The following is a 14,521-nucleotide window of genomic DNA, read 5'->3' as shown; positions in this document are numbered from 1 at the left end:
ATCTCGCTCTGTTCACGGATCGTGGGTCAGTTGGCAGACGGCGGGGTTTCCGTCGCCTTGATGAGGTCTTCGGTCAGCACGAGCTTGGCGCGGCGGATATCGCCATGCGGCAGCTCCACCGTCTCGCCGGAATCGAGCTTCACCCGCGCATGGGCGGCATCGGCGCCAAGCACCGTGCCGGTCAGGCGCTTGCGGCCCGAGGCGGTCGGCACGTCGAGATCGATGCGGGCGAGATGGCCGGCATAGCGGTTCCAGTCCTTCACCCGGGTCAGCGGCCGGTCGATCCCGGCGGAACTGACTTCCAGCGTCCAGGCCGAGCTGATCGGATCATCGACGTCGAGCACCGCCGAAACCAGGTGGCTGATCCGCTCGCAATCATCGAGCGAAAGCTGGGTCTGGTCGGCGCGGTCAGCCATGATCTGCACGGTCGGCGTCTGCTTGCCCATGATCGCGACGCGCACAAGCTCGTAGCCGATCGATTCGAGGCCCGGCGCGATCAGCTCGGCGATCCGGCCCTCAAGGCCGCTATGGGTGGGTCTGGTATCGTTCACAGGAAACTCTCGGCATATCCGGAAAACAAAAAAGGCGGCCGGTAAGGGCCACCTCCATAACGCTGGAGATTTTGATTTCTCTCAATATAGACCGATCACCGCCCCCGGGCAAGGGCGGCGATCGTCCGGCGGCGGCTCAGCCCGCCGCGATGCGGCTGATCTGCTGCTTCATCGCGTCGAGCAGGGCACTCACCTCGCCGCCATGATCGTTGATCACGCTGGAATAATCGGAGCGCTCGGTGATCCTGAGCGACGTGCCCTCGACCACGACATCGACGATGCGCGGCGCGCCGCCCACCGTATCCACGACCCATTGCACATCCGCCGGCGACTGGCCCGGCCGGGTGACGGTGGTGGCGACCATCTGCCCCTCCGGCCCGGGCTTCGCCCCGTCCACCGCGAAGGTCACACCCTTGTAGGCGCGGATCTGGTTGGTGATGTTGTAGGCCAGCGTCTGGTGGAACAGATGCAGGTATTCCTGCTGCTGCGCCGGCGTCGCCACCCGCCAGTAGCGGCCGAGCACGAAGCGGCCGATCTGGTCGACCGCGACGATGCGGTCCACCAGCGCGCGCAGCTTGGCCGACTTGGCCTGGTTCGAGCCAGGCCCGTTGACGATCGAGACGAGCTGGTCGCCGGACTGCTTGATGAAGTCCCGGGCCGTCGTCGCGTCCGGTGCCGCGGCCAGGACGGTCGCGGGCAGCGCGCCGAGCATCGGCAGCACGGCGAATGCGCCGAGCAGAACGCGGCGGAAGGAAGCAGCCATGAGGGGAAATCCTTTCTGCTGTGGGTCGTCCCTGAAGCCCTACGGCGCGCCGTAGGGGCGCGGATGCATCGCGTTCCGCTCTTTCGCCGGATACCAGGCCGGCGGAGTCGCGATGTCGCGCTCGTTGATTGTCTTCAACTGTGCGGCACGATGTTGGCGATAAAGGCTCCGGAATGTGGCATAGGGGTCGAGCGACGATTTCTTGATGTTGCCGATCGTGCCGATCAGGTTGGCCCGCGTGTTGACCACGCCGAGCCCGTCCGAGCCATAATTGAAGATGGTCAGGCCGGTCGAGGGCGGGGCGGCGGCGGTGGGCGAGAGAAACAGCCCGGCGGGCAGCACCGCGGCATCCCGCAGGTCGGACGGGCCGGCGAAGGGCAGATAGAGATACGGCCCTTCCGGCACGCCATAGCCGGCCAAAGTGAGGCCGAGATCGGTATAGACCCGCCGGTAGCCGAGCGCGCCCGCGGGGTCGAAAATGCCGCCGATCCCCACCGTCGAGTTGAGGAGGAAGCGGACCAGCGTGGTTCCGGCGTCGCGCGGCTTGCCGGCGGCCATGAACTCGACGAGCTGCGCCGGCGCATCCATGTTGTTCATGAAATCGCCGACATGCTGGCGGATCGCCGGGGTGGTGACATGGCTGTAGCCCACCGCCACCGGCCGCAGCGCATAGGCATCCAGCACGTTGTCGAACCGGTAGAAGGCCTGGTTCGCCGGTTTCAGCGGATCGTTCTGCTGGCGATAGGCCTCGTAGGCCGCCTGGTTGCTCCGCGGCGGCGGCGTGGCGCAGCCGGCGAGCAGAACCGGCACGGCCAGCAACGACAGCAGCGATGTCTTGACGATACCCACGAGCCTCTCCTTGTCTCGGCGTCCGGAACGGCGCCGCATCGTTGCGTGGCGTCCGCCCGGGGGTCTGCCCGACCGGCGCGCACGCTCTATATCGCCGGTATGTAGCGTCGCGGCCGGGCGGATCAACAGCGCCTCTCGCCGCGGGCCAGCCTTGCCACCGGCGGCACTTGCTGCCACGAGACGACCGAGGAGTTTTCGATGAGTCACACCCCGCCCCGCGCCGTCCTGGAACGCTGGCTGTCCGGCCCGCGCATCGCCCCGCTGCCCGCCCGCGCGCAGCCGGCCCAGGCCCCGGCGATTTCGTTCGAATTCTTCCCGCCCAAGACCGAGGCGCTGGAAACCCAGCTCTGGGCCTGCATCCGCCGGCTCGAACCGCTGGCGCCGCGCTTCGTCTCGATCACCTACGGCGCCGGCGGCTCGACGCAGGAGCGCACCCACGCCACCGTCACCCGCCTGGTGCGGGAAACCACCCTTGTTCCGGCAGCGCATCTGACCTGCGTCGGCGCCTCGCGCGGCGAGGTGGATGATGTCGCCCGCCGCTACTGGGATGCCGGCGTGCGCCACATCGTCGCCCTGCGCGGCGATCCGCCGGGCGGCACCGCCTATGCGCCGCATCCCGAGGGCTACGCCTATGCGGCGGATCTCGTCGCCGGCCTCCGCCGCGTCGCCGATTTCGAGATCTCGGTTGCCGCCTATCCCGAAACCCATACCCAGGCGGCAAGTCCGCAGGCCGATCTCGACAACCTCAAGCGCAAGCTCGATGCCGGGGCAACGCGGGCGATCAGCCAGGTCTTCTTCGAGACCGGCCATTTCCTCGACTTTCTCGACCGCGCGCTGGCCGCCGGCATCACCGCGCCGATCATCCCCGGCATCATGCCGGTTTCGAATTTCGCCCAGGCGAAGCGGATCAGCGAGATGGCCGGCACCCATGTCCCGGCCTGGATGGGCGAGATGTTCGACGGGCTGGACGACGATGCCGAGACCCGCAAGATGGTCGCCGCCAGCATCGCCGCCGAGCAGGTCCGCACGCTGCAGGCCAACGGCATCGACGAGTTCCATTTCTACACCCTCAACCGCGCCGACCTCACTTACGCGATCGCGCGCATCCTGGGTGTGAAGCCGGCCAGGTGAGCGACTATCTCGACAGGCTGAACACCGCCCAGCGCGAAGCCGTCGAGGCGGTGGACGGGCCGGTTCTGGTGCTCGCCGGCGCCGGCACCGGCAAGACCCGCGTGCTGACCACCCGCTTCGCCCATATCCTCCTCACCCGCCGCGCCTTTCCGAACCAGGTGCTCGCCGTCACCTTCACCAACAAGGCGGCGCGGGAGATGCGCGAGCGCGTCTCCGCCCTGCTCGGCGAGCCGGCGGAGGGGCTCTGGCTCGGCACCTTCCACGCCCTCGCCGCGCGGATGCTGCGCCGCCACGCCGAGCTTGTCGGCCGCACCGCGAATTTCTCGATCCTCGACCCCGACGACCAGCTCCGCCTGCTCAAGCAGGTGATGGAAGCGCGGCGGATGGACGTGAAGCGCTTCACCCCGCAAGGGCTGATGGGCACGATCCAGCGCTGGAAGGATCGCGGCCTGCTGCCGGACCAGGTGCCGCGCGAGCTGGATATCGACTGGGGCGCCGAATCCGCGCGCGATCTCTACGCCGCCTATCAGGAGCGGCTGCAGGCGCTGAACGCGATGGATTTCGGCGACCTGCTGATGCTCGCGACCGACCTGCTGAAGCGCGAGCCCGAAATCCTCGCGCAATATCACCGCCGCTTCCGCTACATCCTGGTCGACGAATACCAGGACACCAACCTCGTCCAGTATTACTGGCTGCGCCTTCTGGCCCAGGCCTCGAAGAACATCTGCTGCGTGGGCGACGACGACCAGAGCATCTATTCCTGGCGCGGTGCGGAGATCGAGAACATCCTGCGCTTCGAGCAGGATTTCCCAGGTGCGAAAATTGTCCGGCTGGAGGCGAATTACCGCTCGACGGCGCCGATCCTGCGCGCCGCCTCGGCGCTGATCGCGCATAACGAGGGACGGCTCGGCAAGACGCTGCATGCCGGGCGGAACGATTCCGAGGGCGAGCAGGTCGAGGTGCTCGCCTTCTGGGATTCGGACGAGGAAAGCCGCGCCGTCGCCAGCCGGATCGAGGCGTTGCGCGCCGACGGCCACCGTCTCGCCGAATGCGCGGTGCTGGTCCGCGCCGGCTTCCAGACCCGCGGCTTCGAGGAGCGCTTCATCACCATCGGCCTGCCCTATCGCATCGTCGGCGGCCTGCGCTTCTACGAGCGGGCGGAAATCCGCGACGCCATCGCCTATCTGCGGGTGCTCGCCCAGCCGGCGGACGATCTCGCCTTCGAGCGCATCGTCAACACGCCCAAACGCGGCCTCGGCGACACCGCGCTGCGCACGCTGCACGACCGCGCCCGCGCCGATGGCGTCCCGCTCGCCGAGGCCGCCGCCCGCGTCGTCGCCGAGGGCGGGCTGCGCGGCAAGGCGCGGGACGGGCTGCGCGACCTGCTCGCCCAGTTCGCCGAATGGCGCGAGACCCTGCGGCTCGATGGCCATGTCGTCGCCCTCTCCACCCTGCTCGATGCGAGCGGCTACATCGCGATGTGGCAGGAGCAGAAAACGCCCGAGGCGGCCGGCCGGATCGAGAACCTGAAGGAGCTGGTCCGCGCCGTCGCCGAGTTCGAGACGCTCGGCGGCTTCCTCGAACATGTCGCCCTTGTGATGGACAACGACAACGAGCCGGACGACGACAAGGTCGTGCTGATGACGCTGCACGCGGCGAAGGGGCTGGAGTTCGACAGCGTGTTCCTCCCCGGCTGGGAAGAGGGCGTGTTCCCCAACCAGCGCTCCCTCGACGAGGGCGGCGGCCGCGCGCTCGAGGAGGAACGGCGCCTCGCCTATGTCGGCATCACGCGGGCGAAGCAGCGCGCCATCATCTCCCACTGCGCCAACCGCCGGATCTACGCCAACTGGCAGAGCAGCGTGCCATCCCGCTTCATCGAGGAACTACCGGAGGACGCGATCCGCACCGGCGGCTCCGCGTCACTCGCGCAGCGCAACGCGCCGCCCGTCTTCGCCACCGCGCGCCCGCTGGTCGCCGCACGGCGGGCGAGCGGCGAGCACGCCGATGCCTGGGCCGCCACCCCGCGCCCACCCCGCACCGACAGGATCACCGAAGGAACCCGCGTGTTTCACCAGAAATTCGGCTATGGCGTCGTGATCGACGCGGAAGACGACCGGCTCGACATCCGGTTCGACAATGCGGGCGAAAAACGCGTGCTCGACCGTTTCGTGGAACGGGCGTGATGGCGCGGGGGAGCGCGGAAATGCTCGAGCGCGTCACCGTGACGGTGCCGGAGTCAGCACTCGAATCCTTCGAGGCGGCGCTGGCTTCCTGCTGCCGCAGCGTCGGCTTCTTTCTCGACGAGGCGAACGATACCTGGATCGTCGAAGGGCTGCGCGAGCCAGGCGGCGCGGATGGCGACCTCGCCGCCGCCCTGCTGCTGGCCGCGGCCGCGAGCGGCGTCAGCCCCGCGGTCGAGCGGGCGCTGGTGCCGGCCGGCGGCTGGCTCGCCCGCAGCTACGAAGGTTTCCCCGAACAGCTCATCGGACGCCGCTTCGCCATTCGCGGCACCCATGTCACAACCCCGCACGTGCCCGGCCGCATCACCATCCTGCTCGATGCCGGCCTCGCCTTCGGCACCGGCGAACACGGCTCGACGCGCGGCTGCCTGCTGGCGCTGGAGCGGCTCGCGAAACGGCGCGCGCCGGGCCGAATCCTCGATCTCGGCACCGGCTCGGGCATTCTCGCCATCGCCGGAGCAAAGATCTGGGGAAAGCCGGTCCTCGCCACCGATATCGACCAGCGGGCGGTCCGGGTCGCCAGCGCCAACGCGGCGCTCAACGGTGTCGCTCCGCTGCTGCGCGTCATCCGCTCGGAGGGCTGGTCGGCGCCGCTGCTCGCCCGCCGCGCGCCCTATGATCTGGTTTTCGCCAATATCCTCGCCCGGCCGCTGGTCGCCATGGCGCATGAACTGGCGGCGCATCTCGCCCCCGGCGGCACCGCCATTCTCGCCGGCCTGCTCGGCCGTCAGGCGCGCTGGGTGATGTCGGCGCATCGCCGCCACGGCCTCGTCCTCAAGGGCCGGATCGACGACGGCGAATGGACAACGCTGATCCTCGGCAAGGGCCGCCTGGCCCCGGACAGCAGAAACCCGGGCTGAGGCTGGCCGCCCGCCCGGGTTTCTCCAGTCATTCGAGCGCGATGGATCAGATCGGGCGCTTGAACGTCCCGTTCAGCACGGCGCGGATATCGGCGCGGCCGATGCCGAGATCCGCCAGCTCGCGGTCGCTCAGGCTCTGCAGTTCACGATAGGCCTCGCGCGCGGCGCGGCGCTCGGCGAACCAGGCGCCAATGCGGGCGAACCCGTTCGCCGCCAGCCGGGCGCTGTCGACCAGAGCCGCGTCGATCGCTGCGGTATGGGCCGCCATCGTGTTGGCGGCCGGGACAGTGCGCTTGTTGTGTGTCGTGGAAGACATGATACTTCACCGTTGTTTAAGGAGCCAAACCTCGATGCGGACAGTCATTGCCGTGCCATCCGTCACCGTGTTTTCGCAGTGCAACATAAGGGCGGCGACTTGGTTTGGGGAGCGATACGTTGCTTTGTCAGCCATGCGTAAAATCGATGGGAATTTTATTAAGATATGATGAAAACGCAGATCGGTTCCCTCCGAAACACGCTGCGCGCACAGGGGCTCGACGGCTTCATCCAACCGCGGAGCGACGAGTTCCTCGGTGAATACGTGCCCGACTCGGCGGCGCGGCTGGCCTTTCTGACCGGCTTCACCGGCAGCGCCGGCCTCGCCATCGTGCTGGCCGACCGCGCCGCCGTCTTCTCCGATGGCCGCTACACGCTGCAACTCGCCGAGCAGACCGATCCTGCGATCTGGGAGCGGCGTCACATCGTCGAGACCCCGCCGGTCGAATGGCTGAAAGCCGCCGCCCCCGGCGCGCGGATCGGCTACGATCCCTGGCTGATGACGGCCAACGCCGTCGCCGTCTATGCCGATGCCGGGTTCACCATGGTGCCGGTGGCCAACCCGATCGACCCGCTCTGGACCGACCGCCCGGCCCCGCCTTCCTCGCCCGCCCTCGCGCATCCGCAGGAACATGCCGGGGAGTCCGCCGCCGCCAAGCGCGCCCGCATCGCCGAAACCATCGCGCAGGACGGGGCCGACGCGGTCATGCTGACCGACCCGCACGCCGTCGCCTGGCTGTTCAACCTGCGCGGGGCGGACCTGCCGCATACGCCGATCGTGCTCTGCTTCGCCCTGCTCCGGCGCGACGCCACGGCGATCATCTTCATCGACCCCGCGCGGGTGCCGCCGGCGACGCGCGCGCATCTCGGCGCCGGCGTCGAGATCGTCCCCCGCGCGGCGCTGGAACAGGGCCTCGCCGCGCTGCGCGGCCAGCGCGTCCGCCTCGACCCGGCGACGGCGCCGATCCGCTTCAGCCAGCTGCTCGGCGATGCCGGGGCGATCACGGTTTCCGGCGGCGATCCCTGCGTCCTGCCGCGCGCGATCAAGAACCCGACCGAGCAGGAAGGCGCCCGCGCCGCCCACCGGCGCGACGGTATCGCGCTCTGCCGCTTCCTCGCCTGGTTCGCCGAAACATCATCCGAAGGCGGCCAGACCGAGCGGAGCGCGGCGGCGCAGCTGCTCGCCTGCCGCGCCGCCGCCCCGGGCTTTCACGGCGAGAGCTTCCCCGCCATTTCCGGCGCCGGCGAGCACGGCGCCATCATCCATTACAGCGTCACCCCCGCCTCGGACCGGCCGATCCGCCGCAACGAGATCTACCTGATCGACAGCGGCGGCCAGTATCCCGATGGCACGACGGACGTGACCCGCACGCTCTGGACCGGGCCGGACGCGCCGCCGCAGGCGCTGCGCGACCGCTTCACCCGCGTGCTCGCCGGCCATGTCGCCCTCGCCCGCGTGCGCTTCCCGCAAGGCACGTCGGGCCCGCAGCTCGACGCGCTCGCCCGCGCGCCGCTCTGGGAGGCGGGGCTCGATTTCGATCACGGCACCGGCCACGGCGTCGGCTCCTATCTCTCGGTGCATGAGGGGCCGGTGAGCTTCCACCGGCTGGCGAAGCCGGTGCCGCTGGCCCCCGGCATGATCCTGTCCGACGAGCCCGGCTATTACGAACCCGGCGGCTACGGCATCCGGCTGGAAAACCTGCTGCTGGTCGTCCCGGCGCCGGTCGAGGGTGCGAAACCGTTCCTCGAATTCGAGCCGCTCACCCTCGCCCCGTTCGACCGCCGGCTGATCGACCCTGCCCTGCTCACCCCCGCCGCCCGCGCCTGGCTCGACGCCTATCACGCCCGCGTGCTGGCGACGATCGGCCCGGATCTCGGCGCCGCGGCGCGCGCCTGGCTCGAAGCCGCCTGCGCGCCGCTGTAATGCCGCGATAAACTCAGCCGACCGAGGCCCGCAGCGCCGCCCCCGCGGCCAGCGGGGCGATCGGCAGGAACAGCGCGAGCAGCCCGCCGAGCATGGCCAGTTCGGCGAAGGGCGACTGCGCCACCGCCCCCGCCGCGCCGAAGATCACCGCCGGGATCATCAGCGGCAGGGCGATCAGCGGCAGCAGCACCGTGCCGCCGCGCGCGCCCAGCGTCACCGCCGCACTCATCCCGCCCACCAGCGAGAGCAGCATCGTCCCCGGCAGCAGCGTCGCCAGCAGCTGCGGCACCGCATCGCCGCCGAGCCGCAGCATGATCGCGACCGGCCCGGCGATGAGCAGCAGCGGCAGCCCCGTGGTCAGCCAGTGTCCGACGATCTTGCCGAGCGCCACGGCGCTGGCCGGCAGGCCGGAGAGCATCAGCTGGTCGAGCGAGCCATCCTCGAAATCGGCGGCGAACAGCCGGTTGAGCGGCAGCAGCGCCGCCAGCAGCGCGATCACCCAGACCACCCCCGGCGCGATGCCGGACAGCACATTGGCCGAGGGCCCGATCGCGAAGGCGAACAGGCTCGCCGCGATCACGAAGAACAGGAGCGAGGCAACCGAGTCGCCGGCATGGCGGAGGGCGAGGATCAGCTCGCGGCGGATCAGCGCGAGAAAGGGTTTCATGCCGCCTGCCCCGCAAGGTCGAACGGCCGCGCGCCGGGCAGGTCGAGCGGCAGATGCGTCGCCGCGATCACCATGCCGCCAAGGCCGAGATGCCGCGCGATATTGGCTTCGAGCCGCCGCACCGAGGCGGCGTCGAGCCCGGTGGTCGGCTCGTCGAGCAGCCAGAGCGGTGCGGCCGAAAGCGCGAGGCGCGAGAGCGCCAGCCGCCGCCGCTGCCCCGAGGAGAGCAGCCGCGCCGGCAGATCGGCGAACCGTTCGAGGTCAACGCTGGCCAACGCGGCCAGCACCTCGGCGCGCGGGCGCCTGCGGTCGAGGCCGAGATTTTCCGCCACGCTCAGCCCCGGCTTGATCGCGTCGGCATGGCCGACGAAGCACAGCCGCGCCGCGTGCAGCGGCGGATCGTCGAGCGCATCCGCCCCCTCCCACAGCAGCGCGCCGGCGGCCGGCGGCGTCAGCCCGGCCACCAGCCGGATCAGCGATGACTTCCCCGCCCCGTTCGGCCCGACCAGCACCAGCGCCCCGCCCCGCTCCAGCCGGAACGAGATGTCGCGGAACACGAGACGTTCGCCGCGGATCGCGGCGAGGCCCTTCGCTTCCAGCATGGCTAGCGACCGGCGCAGGACATGGACGCGGGGGCCACGCCGTGATTAAAGCGGCGCGAAACCGGGTTTTGCTGCGGCGCAACGCGCCGCAGTGGCGCGCGAAGAGGAGCGAACGCGATGAGCATGATCGGACGGGACAGTCTGCAAGTGGAAAAGACGCTGAGCGTCGATGGAAAGGACTACGCCTATTTCGCACTCAATGCCGCCGCTGAAAAGCTCGGCGACATTTCCCGCCTGCCGCGGACACTGAAAATCCTGCTGGAGAACGTCCTGCGCTTCGAGGACGGCTCGGCCTGCACGGTCGATGACGCGAAGGCGCTGGTCGAGTGGACCGCGCAGGCCCATTCCGACAAGGACGTGCCGTTCCGCCCGGCGCGCATCCTGATGCAGGATTTCACCGGCGTGCCGGCGGTGGTCGATCTCGCGGCGATGCGCGACGGCATCCTGCGCCTCGGCGGCAAGGCCGAGAAGGTCAACCCGCTGGTCCCCGTCGATCTCGTCATCGACCACTCGGTGATGGTCGACGTGTTCGGCCGCAAGGACGCGCTGGAAAAGAACGTCGACATCGAGTTCGAGCGCAACGGCGAGCGCTATGAATTCCTCCGCTGGGGCCAGGAGGCGTTCGACAATTTCCGCGTCGTCCCGCCCGGCACCGGCATCTGCCACCAGGTCAACCTCGAATATCTCGCCCAGACCGTCTGGACCTCGGCGTCCAACGGCAAGAGCTATGCCTATCCGGACACGCTGTTCGGCACCGACAGCCACACCACGATGGTCAACGGCCTCGGCGTGCTCGGCTGGGGTGTCGGCGGCATCGAGGCCGAGGCCGCCATGCTCGGCCAGCCGATCGCCATGCTGATCCCCGACGTGATCGGCTTCCGCCTCACCGGCAGCCTGCGCGAGGGCATCACCGCGACCGACCTGGTGCTCACCGTCACCCAGATGCTGCGCAAGAAGGGCGTCGTCGGCAAGTTCGTCGAATTCTACGGCGAGGGTCTCGACCACCTGCCGCTGGCAGACCGCGCGACGATCGCCAACATGGCGCCGGAATATGGCGCCACCTGCGGCTTCTTCCCGGTCGATGGCATCACGCTCGACTACATGCGCCTCTCCGGCCGCGACGAGCACCGCATCAAGCTGGTCGAGGCCTATGCCAAGGCCCAGGGTCTGTGGCGCGAAGGCGCCGACCCGGTCTTCTCCGACACGCTTGAACTCGATCTCTCCACCGTCGAGCCCTCGCTCGCCGGGCCGAAGCGCCCGCAGGACCGGGTGGCGCTGTCGCAAGCCTCGTCCGCCTTCGACGCCGAGCTGACCAAGGGTCTCGGCGTTCCCGCCGGCAATGTCGGCGCCACCGCCGAGGTGAAGGGAAAGAATTTCTCGATCACCCATGGCGACGTGGTGATCGCCGCGATCACCTCCTGCACCAACACCTCCAACCCTTCGGTGCTGATCGCCGCCGGCCTCGTCGCCCGCAAGGCCCGCGCCCTCGGCCTCACGCCGAAGCCCTGGGTCAAGACCTCCCTCGCCCCCGGCTCGCAGGTCGTCACCGAATATCTCAACCGCGCCGGCCTGCAGGACGATCTCGACGCGCTCGGCTTCGAAACGGTCGGCTATGGCTGCACCACCTGCATCGGCAATTCCGGCCCGCTGGATGACGCGATCGCCGATGCGATCGAGGACAACAAGCTGGTCGCCGTCTCGGTGCTGTCGGGCAACCGCAATTTCGAGGGCCGCGTGCATCCGAACGTGCGGGCGAACTACCTCGCCTCGCCGCCGCTGGTCGTCGCCTACGCGCTGCTCGGCACCATGCGCAAGGACATCACCAAGGACCCGATCGGCAAGGACAAGAACGGCAACGACGTCTTCCTGAAGGACATCTGGCCGACCACCGTCGAGATCGCCGCGATGGTGCAGTCCTCGCTCACCCGCGAGATGTTCCTCGATCGCTATGGCGACGTGTTCAAGGGGCCGAAGCAGTGGCAGGCGATCGCCGTCGAGGGCGAGTCGGACACCTATCGCTGGTCCGACAGCTCGACCTACGTCAAGAACCCGCCCTATTTCGAGGGCATGACGAAGGAGCCGGCGCCGGTGAAGGATATCGCGGGCGCGCGCATCCTGGCCCTGCTCGGCGACTCCATCACCACCGACCACATCTCCCCGGCCGGCTCCTTCCGCAAGACCACCCCGGCCGGCGAATACCTGCTCGAGCGCCAGATCCAGCAGAAGGACTTCAACTCCTACGGCTCGCGCCGCGGCAATCATGAAATCATGATGCGCGGCACCTTCGCCAATATCCGCATCCGCAACGAGATGCTGGACAATGTCGAGGGCGGCTACGCGAAGCACTTCCCCTCGGGCGAGCAGCTGTCGATCTACGACGCGGCGATGCGCTACCGCAACGAGGGCGTGCCGCTGGTGGTCTTCGCCGGCCGCGAATACGGCACCGGCTCCTCGCGCGACTGGGCGGCGAAGGGCACCGTGCTGCTCGGCGTCAAGGCGGTCGTCGCCGAAAGCTTCGAGCGCATCCATCGCTCGAACCTGGTCGGCATGGGCGTGCTGCCGCTGGTCTTCAAGGATGGCATGACCCGCAAGACGCTGGAGCTGAAGGGCGACGAGACGATCGACATCGTCGGCCTCGAAACCCTCTCGCCGCGCATGGATCTCGACATGGTCATCCGCCGCGCCAACGGCACGACCGACAAGGTCTCGCTGCTCTGCCGCGTCGATACCGCCGACGAGGTGCTCTACTACCAGAACGGCGGCATCCTGCATTACGTGCTGCGCAACATGGCCAAGGCCGCCTGAGCGCGACCCCGCCGCCCCTTGACGGGGGCGGCCGCATGACGGCTTGAAGAGAGGCCGGCGCCGGAATCACGGCGCCGGCCTTTTCGCTGTCGGGAGGAAGAATGACCAAGGAACGCGTGCTGGTCACCGGAGGGGGAGCGGGCATCGGGGCGGCAACCGCCGCCCGCTGCCGCGATGAGGGCTACGAGGTCGTGGTGATCGACCGGGTGGGCGATGGCATCGTCGCCGACCTGTCCGACCCGGCCGCGACCGAGGCGGCCCTGGCCGAGGCGCTGCGCGGCGGGCCGATCACCCGGCTGGTCAACAATGTCGGCACCGTCCGCCCCGCCCCGGTCGAGGCGCAGACCGTCGCCGACCTCGACGCCGTGGTCTCGCTCAACCTGCGGTGCAGCCTGCAATGCGTGCAGGCGCTGCTGCCCGGCATGAAGGCGGCGGGGTTCGGCCGCATCGTCAACATCGCCTCGCGCGCGGCACTGGGCAAGGAAGACCGCACCGCCTATGCCGCGACCAAGGCGGGGCTGATCGGCATGGCGAAGGTCTGGGCGCTGGAACTCGGCCGCTTCGGCATCACCGCCAACGCCGTCGGCCCCGGCCCGATCCGCACCGAGCTGTTCGATCGGGCAAACCCGCCGGACGATCCGCGCACCGCGGCGATCATCGAGGCCATCCCGGTCCGCCGGGTCGGCACCCCGGCGGACGTCGCGCACGCGATCGCCTATCTGCTCGACCAGCGCAGCGGCTTCGTCACCGGCCAGGTGCTCTATGTCTGCGGCGGCATGACGGTCGGCGCCGCCGGAGCCTAGCGTCCCGAACCTGAAATCCGGTGGATTTCAGATTCAACGTGGACACTAGAAAAAGCAATAATCTAGTGGCCCGCTTGTCCCTGAAATTCCCCCAACGAATTTCAGGAACAGGGCACTAGAGCATCATCCGATCGGATGGAGTCATCTGATCGGAAACCGCTCTAATCCGCGGCGGCGAGCGCCAGTTCCGCCATCTCGCCGGCAAACGCCCGGTGCGGCGCCGGCCGGCCGATCGCGTGATGGTCGAGCCCCGCCGCGCGCATCGCCGCCGGGTCGAACACGTTGCGCAGATCGACGACGACGCGCCCGCGCATCATCGCGCGCAGCCAGTCCGGCGCAAGGGCGCGGAACTCGTTCCACTCGGTCACCAGCACCGCGCCATCCGCGCCGGCCAGCGCCGCCGCGGCTCCCGGCGCATAGACCACCCCGTCCGGCAGGTCCCGCCGCGCCTGCTCCATGCCGGCCGGATCGTAGGCCACCACCTCGGCGCCAAGCTCGACCAGCCGGTGCACGATGGGGATCGCCGGGGATTCGCGCATGTCGTCGGTCTCCGGCTTGAAGGTCAGGCCCAGCACCGCGATCCGCCGCCGCCGCACCGTGCCGCCGAAGGCTGCGAGAATCCGCCCGGCCATCGCCGCCTTGCGCGCCTCGTTCACATTCACCACGGTCTCGACCAGCCGCGCCGGCGCGTGCGCATCCTGTGCGATCCGCATCAGCGCCTGGGTATCCTTCGGGAAGCACGAGCCGCCGAAGCCGGGGCCGGGATGCAGGAATTTCGGGCCGATCCGCCGGTCGAGCCCCATGCCGCGGGCGAGTTCGTGAACATCCGCCCCGACCTGCTCGCACAGATCCGCCATCTCGTTGATGAAGGTGATCTTCATCGCGAGGAAGGCGTTGGTCGCGTATTTGATCAGCTCCGCCGTCTCCAGCCCGGTGCGGAGCAGCGTCACCCCGGCCGGGTTGAGCGGGCGGTAGAGCGCGCGCAGCACCGCCTCGGCCTGCGCGCTGTCG

At 69.2% G+C, this 14,521-nt stretch carries 13 protein-coding genes; 6 read left to right on the top strand and 7 right to left on the bottom strand.

All coding sequences use genetic code 11. The features are described 5' to 3' along the window. Nucleotides 1-26: 26 nt before the first annotated feature. From rimP to ACIDOCELLA78_RS92130, 3 genes are all read right to left on the bottom strand, one after another. On the bottom strand, nt 27-551 hold the full coding sequence (rimP, locus tag ACIDOCELLA78_RS92140; protein WP_201729209.1) for a ribosome maturation factor RimP: 525 nt from the start codon (nt 549-551) through the stop codon (nt 27-29). A 136-nt stretch (nt 552-687) separates the two neighbouring features. Continuing rightward, entirely contained in the window at nt 688-1,314 is a 627-nt protein-coding gene (locus ACIDOCELLA78_RS92135) for a phospholipid-binding protein MlaC (protein ID WP_201729208.1), read from the bottom strand. Between the two features lie 39 nt (nt 1,315-1,353). After that, nucleotides 1,354-2,163 (bottom strand): VacJ family lipoprotein, encoded by an 810-nt coding sequence (locus tag ACIDOCELLA78_RS92130; protein ID WP_249676234.1) that lies wholly within the window; start codon nt 2,161-2,163, stop codon nt 1,354-1,356. A gap of 198 nt (nt 2,164-2,361) precedes the next feature. On the opposite strand from ACIDOCELLA78_RS92130, the gene metF reads away from it, so the two are divergent. Genes metF through ACIDOCELLA78_RS92115 form a run of 3 tightly spaced genes read left to right on the top strand, consistent with a single transcriptional unit; the run spans nt 2,362 to nt 6,394 of the window. Next, nucleotides 2,362-3,294 (top strand): methylenetetrahydrofolate reductase [NAD(P)H], encoded by a 933-nt coding sequence (metF, locus tag ACIDOCELLA78_RS92125; RefSeq protein WP_201729206.1) that lies wholly within the window; start codon nt 2,362-2,364, stop codon nt 3,292-3,294. Further along, nucleotides 3,291-5,477, top strand: a complete 2,187-nt coding sequence (locus ACIDOCELLA78_RS92120) for an ATP-dependent helicase (protein ID WP_201729205.1) — start codon at nt 3,291-3,293, stop codon at nt 5,475-5,477. The genes metF and ACIDOCELLA78_RS92120 overlap by 4 nt, the downstream gene beginning before the upstream one ends. Continuing rightward, nucleotides 5,477-6,394 (top strand): 50S ribosomal protein L11 methyltransferase, encoded by a 918-nt coding sequence (locus tag ACIDOCELLA78_RS92115; protein ID WP_201729204.1) that lies wholly within the window; start codon nt 5,477-5,479, stop codon nt 6,392-6,394. The genes ACIDOCELLA78_RS92120 and ACIDOCELLA78_RS92115 overlap by 1 nt, the downstream gene beginning before the upstream one ends. Before the next feature lie 46 nt (nt 6,395-6,440). Here the strand turns inward: ACIDOCELLA78_RS92115 and ACIDOCELLA78_RS92110 are convergent, their stop codons facing one another. Next, complete coding sequence (locus ACIDOCELLA78_RS92110; protein ID WP_201729203.1) at nt 6,441-6,710, bottom strand: DUF1127 domain-containing protein; 270 nt, start codon at nt 6,708-6,710, stop codon at nt 6,441-6,443. A gap of 165 nt (nt 6,711-6,875) precedes the next feature. Between ACIDOCELLA78_RS92110 and ACIDOCELLA78_RS92105 the strand changes: the two genes are divergently transcribed. Then, the gene (locus ACIDOCELLA78_RS92105; protein WP_201729202.1) at nt 6,876-8,633 is read left to right on the top strand and encodes an aminopeptidase P family protein; all 1,758 of its coding nucleotides are present in this window, start codon (nt 6,876-6,878) and stop codon (nt 8,631-8,633) included. Nucleotides 8,634-8,646: 13 nt separating this feature from the next. Here ACIDOCELLA78_RS92105 and ccmB read toward each other — a convergent pair whose 3' ends face one another. Both ccmB and ccmA read right to left on the bottom strand, forming a co-directional pair. Continuing rightward, nucleotides 8,647-9,300, bottom strand: a complete 654-nt coding sequence (gene ccmB, locus ACIDOCELLA78_RS92100) for a heme exporter protein CcmB (protein ID WP_201729201.1) — start codon at nt 9,298-9,300, stop codon at nt 8,647-8,649. After that, entirely contained in the window at nt 9,297-9,902 is a 606-nt protein-coding gene (gene ccmA, locus ACIDOCELLA78_RS92095; RefSeq protein ID WP_201729200.1) for a heme ABC exporter ATP-binding protein CcmA, read from the bottom strand. Before ccmA ends, ccmB begins: the two co-directional genes overlap by 4 nt. Before the next feature lie 117 nt (nt 9,903-10,019). Here ccmA and acnA point away from each other — a divergent pair, with 117 nt between their 5' ends. Next, on the top strand, nt 10,020-12,707 hold the full coding sequence (gene acnA, locus ACIDOCELLA78_RS92090) for an aconitate hydratase AcnA (RefSeq protein WP_201729199.1): 2,688 nt from the start codon (nt 10,020-10,022) through the stop codon (nt 12,705-12,707). Between the two features lie 101 nt (nt 12,708-12,808). Beyond that, nucleotides 12,809-13,510: an SDR family oxidoreductase gene (locus ACIDOCELLA78_RS92085; RefSeq protein WP_201729198.1), complete on the top strand. Its 702-nt coding sequence runs from the start codon at nt 12,809-12,811 to the stop codon at nt 13,508-13,510. Between the two features lie 161 nt (nt 13,511-13,671). Here the strand turns inward: ACIDOCELLA78_RS92085 and ACIDOCELLA78_RS92080 are convergent. Then, a partial coding sequence (locus ACIDOCELLA78_RS92080) for a UDP-glucose/GDP-mannose dehydrogenase family protein (RefSeq protein WP_201729197.1) occupies nt 13,672-14,521 on the bottom strand: 850 nt, incomplete at its 5' end.

This window comes from Acidocella sp. C78, from assembly GCF_907164655.1.
Note: the sequence above shows the minus strand (reverse complement) of the source record. Positions and strands in the feature narration are given on the sequence as shown.

Bases quoted from the DNA above. Each gene is read 5' to 3' on its own strand.
- ACIDOCELLA78_RS92135 (WP_201729208.1), bottom strand. From the start codon at position 1,314: ATGGCTGCTTCCTTCCGCCGCGTTCTGCTCGGCGCATTCGCCGTGCTG.
- metF (WP_201729206.1), top strand. From the start codon at position 2,362: ATGAGTCACACCCCGCCCCGCGCCGTCCTGGAACGCTGGCTGTCCGGC.
- ACIDOCELLA78_RS92115 (WP_201729204.1), top strand. From the start codon at position 5,477: ATGGCGCGGGGGAGCGCGGAAATGCTCGAGCGCGTCACCGTGACGGTG.
- ACIDOCELLA78_RS92110 (WP_201729203.1), bottom strand. From the start codon at position 6,710: ATGTCTTCCACGACACACAACAAGCGCACTGTCCCGGCCGCCAACACG.
- ACIDOCELLA78_RS92105 (WP_201729202.1), top strand. From the start codon at position 6,876: ATGATGAAAACGCAGATCGGTTCCCTCCGAAACACGCTGCGCGCACAG.
- ccmB (WP_201729201.1), bottom strand. From the start codon at position 9,300: ATGAAACCCTTTCTCGCGCTGATCCGCCGCGAGCTGATCCTCGCCCTC.
- ccmA (WP_201729200.1), bottom strand. From the start codon at position 9,902: ATGCTGGAAGCGAAGGGCCTCGCCGCGATCCGCGGCGAACGTCTCGTG.
- acnA (WP_201729199.1), top strand. From the start codon at position 10,020: ATGAGCATGATCGGACGGGACAGTCTGCAAGTGGAAAAGACGCTGAGC.
- ACIDOCELLA78_RS92085 (WP_201729198.1), top strand. From the start codon at position 12,809: ATGACCAAGGAACGCGTGCTGGTCACCGGAGGGGGAGCGGGCATCGGG.